This is a genomic window from Mesotoga sp. HF07.pep.5.2.highcov (assembly GCF_003666285.1).
Lineage (GTDB): Bacteria > Thermotogota > Thermotogae > Petrotogales > Kosmotogaceae > Mesotoga > Mesotoga prima.
Genome location: NZ_JFHJ01000416.1, coordinates 1 through 6,088 on the forward strand (window position 1 = coordinate 1; position 6,088 = coordinate 6,088).

Consider the following 6,088-nt stretch of genomic DNA (forward strand, 5'->3'; position numbering starts at 1 on the left):
ATTTATTCTCTTTTGCTGTCAAAGTTGAGGAATAGCGTGAAAAAAAGAAGACTTTTTATCCCCAGCAGCTCGTACCTACTTCTTAACTTTATCATCCCGTATAACCTGCAACAGATGCCTGTGTTTCGTGCTCCCGTTCAGGGTCATCCTGTGAGTGTTTCTGCACAGGATCTCCATCTAAGCGCCGATAAACGCCGATGAAAACCGCGTTGTCTGTCAACGGTTCGCTGTCCTCCGCCGAGAGGATCAAAACCTAGATCCCGAAACAAGTCCGGGATGACAAAGCGAGGGATTCCCACAAACCGATGTCGGGACAACTTCCATAGTTGCATTGAAACCCTGAATTGATTGCCGGTTCTCTTCACGAGACCCCATACCCCGTAGTCGATAGCCTGCCCTTCGCGTCGTTCTGAACTTGTTTCAGCATCTCGTTCCGTCCAAAAGATCAGGCGAGAAAGACCATTATCGAGAGCTCCGGCAAGAGACATAGCGGGAAGGGGGAAGCAATTGCCTTAAGAAGTAGGCTGCTTTTTTCTTTTGCACAGCAATAAGCGCGTAATTTCTTGAGAGTGGAGCATTTATTGCTCAAACTCCTTTTCAAAGGATCGCAGTATAGCCGAGCATTCAAATAAGCGTTAGTTATCACTGCATGATTGTGACGGAATGTTCAGTCTGAAATGAATTCTCCAGGTTGAAAAATAAATTGCGTTCAGTCGTACAGGACTCTATCGCGGAATTCTTTCACAAGTTCCGGTGAGTTGTTCGCAACGAGGACGTTTGGATTGAACAGGTCGAAATCCTCTTCGACACAGCTGCCGACAAAACCTCCGGCTTCCTTGACGAGTAAAATACCACTTGCGACATCCCAGGGTTTAAGTGTCTCTTCCCAGAAGATGTCGGCTCTTCCAGACGCAACGTAAGCAAAATCGAGACAGGCACTTCCGGTTATTCGCAGTCCCCTGCAGATCTTTATTGCTCTATTTATTCTCCTTGTAATCCGCTCGAAAGCAGTTTCAGACGAGTATTGCATCCCCACATGGCTCGTGGCTTCTCGGAGTTCTCTCGTCTTACTCACCCAGATCCTTTTGTTATTAAGATAAGCGCCCTGCCCCTCGATCGCATGAAAGGTCTCCCTCCTGTTGTGATCGTAGGTAACTCCGAGAACAACTCGGCCTTCACTGTATAGAGCTATTTGAGTAGAATAATGGGGGTTGGATTTTGAGAAGTTTGTGGTTCCATCAACTGGATCAACGATCCACATTGTAGAAGATCTTACATCGGGACCGGACTCCTCACCGAGATAGGCTGCTTCGGGATAAAGATCGTGCAGGAAGACACGCAGGTTGTCCTCGATCTCCAGATCAACAGAGGTAACTATGTCCTTGTATCCACTCTTGCGTTCAATAGAGAACTCTTCTTTGGAGATCTTTCTCCAGAGTTCCGGAAGATACAGACGAATCTTTTTGCTGAAATTATTGAGAAGGAGGTTATCCACGTAGCTTCACACCAATCTTCTCGGTTTCTCTTAAGACGAGTTCAATGAGTGTATTGATCTCATCGTCAGTGAGAGTCTTGTCAAAGGATTCAAAAGCCAGGGTAACTGTGATGCTCTTGTATCCAGGTTCAATTCCTTTGCCTCTGTAAAGGTCAGAGACCCTGATCTCCTCGAAAGAGGTACCGTCAAGAGTTCTTCTTATTAATTCCTCCAGCTCTCCATAGGCTATTGAGCCAGGAACAAGGAAGGACAGATCTCTAAAAACCCTCGGGAATGGCGAGATTTTCTTCGCTCCGGAGAATCCCTTCATCAGGCTCTCGATTGTGCTAATGTTGAGTTCTCCTACGTAGACTTCACCACTCTTTATCTCATAAAGCGCATCGGCAGCTGAGATATCCACAGCGCCAAAAAATCCAATTTCCGTTCCGTCAACGTCCACCGATACTGCCTTGCCCTTTTCAAGCCAGGAGATCGTCAGGGGATTGTACACGGGATCCAAACCATATAGAGAGCACAACTCATCAATGACTCCCTTGAAGGTGAAGAAATCAAGTATTCTTTTGTCTGAATAATCAAGTGGGTTCTCCCTCCCGGTAGCAACAAAACCCAGTGCCGTTGTTTCACTCTGCTCTCTTTCCGGATTGAAAACAGAAGCTATTTCGAAGAGTTTTATATCTCTGTTTTGTCTTCTGTAATTGTATGAAGCCGCTGCCAAGAGGTTGTAGACGAGAGATGGTCTCATGACGGCCATGTCCATTGAAAGAGGATTCAAGAGAGCGACGTGTTTCGGATCAGTTCCAAGCTTGTCAAACTCGTCCGGGTTCATGAAACTGTATGTCACAATCTCATCGAAGCCATTGGCAACCATCAGATCTTTCACTCTCTTCTGCCTTTTCAAGAACTCCGGAACACCTCCCGAAATCGGCAGAACTCTGGGCAATACATTATCGATCTTGTCGTAGCCATAGATTCGTCCTATCTCTTCAACAAGATCGATCTCCTGTCTCGTATCGTAGGACCGGAAAGCCGGTGGAGTGACCTTCCATCCGAAGTCGGTTCTCACGGTCTTGAAACCCAGACTCTCAAGTATCGCGCCTATCTTTTCGGAAGGAACTATGCCACCCAGTCTATCGGTTACAAATTCCTCTCTCAAATCTATGGCCTTGACTGGAACAGTTCCGCCGGCATCGACAATCTTCGAGGCAACCGACGCACCACTAAGCCTCTCCATGAGATCGGCAAGGCGCCGAATCACGTATATAGAATCTTCGTAATCTATTCCTCTTTCAAATCGATACGAACTATCTGTTGAGATTCCTAGCTTTCTCGATGTTTTTCGGATTCTCACTGGGTCGAAGACGGCGACTTCTAAAAGGACTCTTTTCGTTGAAGAATAGATTCCGGAATCCTCACCGCCCATGACTCCAGCCAGAGCGAGTGGTGTTTCACCGTTGGTAATAAGCATGTCGCTACTGTCGAGCTGAACCACTTTGCCGTCCAGAAGCTCAAGCTTCTCACCGTTTCTTGCTGAACGAACAACTATTTCCGTAGATCCTATCCGATCAACATCGAAAGCGTGAATAGGATGGCCAGTTTCGAGCATCATGTAGTTAGTTATATCAACAACATTGTTTATCGGTCTCAAACCGGCCGCTACTAATCTTCTCTTCATCCATAATGGAGAATCACAGATTTTTACATCGTTCATTAGAAGTGCCGTATATCTTGTGCAGCCTTCATCTTTCAATGTAACCTTTAGCAGTCGGTCGTCTCCAACGGGGATTGAGTCGTCAACACAGGGTCTCTCTACCTTTCTCTCATAAATGGCACCGAGCTCCCTAGCCATTCCAACAACTGAGAGACAGTCGCCACGATTTGCAGTCAACTCCACTTCAATAGCCGCCGAATCGAGTCCCAGCAACTCAATGACGGACTCTCCAGGTTTGCCCTGCTCAAGTCGCATTATCGTTTGCGACTTCTCTTCAAGTTCTAACTCTTCAAGAGAAAGGAACATTCCTTCAGATAAAACTCCTAGAAACTCCTTGTTCTCGATCTTCGTACCGGAGAGGACGGAGCCTTCCGGCAGCACGCCAACGGTTTCGCCTTCCTTAACGGTCAAATCGGCAGTAACAATTGTTAGTTCACGAACCCCTGCGTCCACCCTTGTTACCAGAAGTCGATCACTCATGGGATGAGGTCTTGCTGACTTAATCTTCCCTACCACCGCACCCTGGACATAGCTCCATGGATACTCTATTCCCGCCACTTCCGTACCGCTGAGTGAAAGGCTGTTGTTTAATTCCTGGGGAGATTTGTCGCTTATGTCAACGAATTCATTAATCCATTCGAGATACAGTTTCATATTACTGCCCTCCTGTAACCCCTGAGGAAGCGTCTGTCATTGCGAAGAAGATCCCTGATATCTTCGAGATCGTACTTCAGCATAGCAATTCTCTCAAGGCCCGTTCCGGCAGCAAAGCCACTCCAGACCTCCGGATCATACCCAACATTCCTGAATACGTTCGGATGCACCATCCCGGCCCCCAGAATTTCTAGCCACCCACTTCCACCACAGCTTCTGCAACCAACTCCTCCACAAATTCCGCAGCTGACATCGACTTCGAAACTCGGCTCGGTAAAAGGGAAGAAGCTTGGCCGCAGCCTTATCTTCCTGTCTTCTCCAAAGAGCCTCTTGGCGAAATGGTCCAGAGAGCCCTTTAGATGGCTCACCGAAACACCCTTATCCACAAAGAGGATTTCAAACTGGTGGAACATCGGCAGGTGTGTCGCATCGGGAGTGTCTTTTCTGTAGCATGTCCCGGGCGCGAAAATTGCTAGAGGGGGCTTTCTTGATTCCATCGTTCTTATCTGCACAGGCGAGGTGTGCGTTCTAAGAAGTCTTCCGTCCTGAAGATAGAATGTGTCCTGCATGTCTCTTGCGGGATGCCACTCGGGGGTATTAAGTGCTTCGAAGTTGTAGTAAGAGGTCTCGATTTCCGGGCCCACTGTCACTTCGAAACCCATACTGACCCAGATACTCTGCACTTCTTCCATTATCTGCGTTATCAAGTGTAGAGAACCGATGTCTCTTTTCTTTCCGGGAATTGTGTAATCGAGTCTTTCAGAGGCTTCCCTTTCTTTTTTAGCCTTGTTCTCCAGTTCGCTCTTACGCCTGTTAAGAGCTTCTTCAATGAAATTCTTATACTCGTTTACGGTCTTTCCGTACTCTCTTCTCTCTTCAGGAGGAATCTCTTTCAACTTTTTCATAAGAGAAGTTATCACGCCTTGTTTTCCAGTGAGCCGTGACTTTTCTTCCTGAAGCTCATTAAGGTCGGATATTTTCATCAATCTTTCGAGGACTTCTTGTAGATTAATATCGAGTCCCTTCACTCCAGCACCCCCAAAAAGATAAAACTTGTCTATAGAAGTTTTTTCTTGCAGTCTGGACAAATTCCCTTGATGGTAAGTTCGAAAGAATTCACCTCGAAGTCAATCATTTCAGAAGGAAGCACCTTCAAGCAAGCTTCGTAATATTCCGTCGGAATATCGAAGACTCTCCCACAGCTATTACACATGAAGTGGCCGTGAGGTTTCACATCTGAATCATAACGTCTCGATCTCTTCGAATTCGCTATAGCCTTTATGATTCCTTCCTTTTCGAGAACTTCCATTACGTTGTAAACGGTTGCCATCGAAATATTCGGATGAACCTGTATTACCGATCTAAAAACCTCTTCGACTCCAGGATGGCCTTCATGATCCCTTAGAATCCTTATTATCGCGACTCTCTGAGGAGTAATTCTGTAACCTTTGCTTTTTAGAAGAGCAACCGTATCCTTTATTTCCATACAATTAAAGCCTCCATAAAGGGTTTGAGTTGATTATACAACAGAATTCAATCAATTTTGAGAAATCTTTATGAAAACCTCAATAAGTCTTACTTTTAGTGAACGCTCGCATTCAGTAGAGATCTTCAAGAAGGGAAGAGAGTGTTTCTGTATCTATCATCCCGAGAAGACTAATCGCAGAGTTCTCCGAGAGTCTCTCAATCGCGTAACTGTAACCGTTTGCCTGGGCCATCTGAGCGGAAAACTTCTGAAGATAGTCCGGTTCGGTATTGAATGAGAAGTATAGAACCATTCGACCATACTCGATCGAATACATCAGAACAGTGTAAAGATATGTCTTTCCGTCAGTTGCGAAATCCATTGATGACCAGGCAAAGTGCTTTTCCAGCATTGCCTCTGAAAAGTAGATTGGAGGACGGATTATTATCATGCCTTCAGTCGCGTTTGACAACTTTGTCAACGCTTCGTGAGACATTTCCGAATAACCTCTGTAACTCGCGCTAATAGTATGAAATGGATACGACTTAACCAGCTTCAACAACTTGTAATTGTCATCGTAAGTAGCTTCGAAAGTTAGATTGCCCGATGATATGGTGATTTTTCTGCTGTTGGGAAGATCTAGAAAGAGATCGACCACATAGTTCTTCCTGTTCACCAGGTCAATGAAGTTGTCTTCCACATCTTTGATTTTTGTTAACGGCTCGAAAGCAATACTCCTTGTGCGAAAGATAGCAAAATGGCCTGA

Annotated in this window: 5 protein-coding genes; all 5 read right to left on the reverse strand. The window is 45.8% G+C overall.

Features of this window, described 5'->3' with window-relative positions; genetic code table 11:
• Window positions 1–709: 709 nt before the first annotated feature.
• Entirely contained in the window at window positions 710–1,495 is a 786-nt protein-coding gene (locus BG32_RS08805; RefSeq protein WP_006486603.1) for an inositol monophosphatase family protein, read from the reverse strand.
• Entirely contained in the window at window positions 1,488–3,857 is a 2,370-nt protein-coding gene (gene pheT / locus BG32_RS08810; RefSeq protein ID WP_006486605.1) for a phenylalanine--tRNA ligase subunit beta, read from the reverse strand. The genes BG32_RS08805 and pheT overlap by 8 nt, the downstream gene beginning before the upstream one ends.
• Window positions 3,854–4,885 carry a phenylalanine--tRNA ligase subunit alpha gene (pheS, locus tag BG32_RS08815; protein WP_006486606.1) on the reverse strand — a complete coding sequence of 344 codons (1,032 nt, stop codon included), beginning with the start codon at window positions 4,883–4,885 and terminating at the stop codon, window positions 3,854–3,856. Before pheS ends, pheT begins: the two co-directional genes overlap by 4 nt.
• A gap of 29 nt (window positions 4,886–4,914) precedes the next feature.
• Entirely contained in the window at window positions 4,915–5,343 is a 429-nt protein-coding gene (locus BG32_RS08820) for a Fur family transcriptional regulator (protein ID WP_006486607.1), read from the reverse strand.
• A 112-nt stretch (window positions 5,344–5,455) separates the two neighbouring features.
• A partial coding sequence (locus BG32_RS08825) for a hypothetical protein (protein WP_121526693.1) occupies window positions 5,456–6,088 on the reverse strand: 633 nt, incomplete at its 5' end.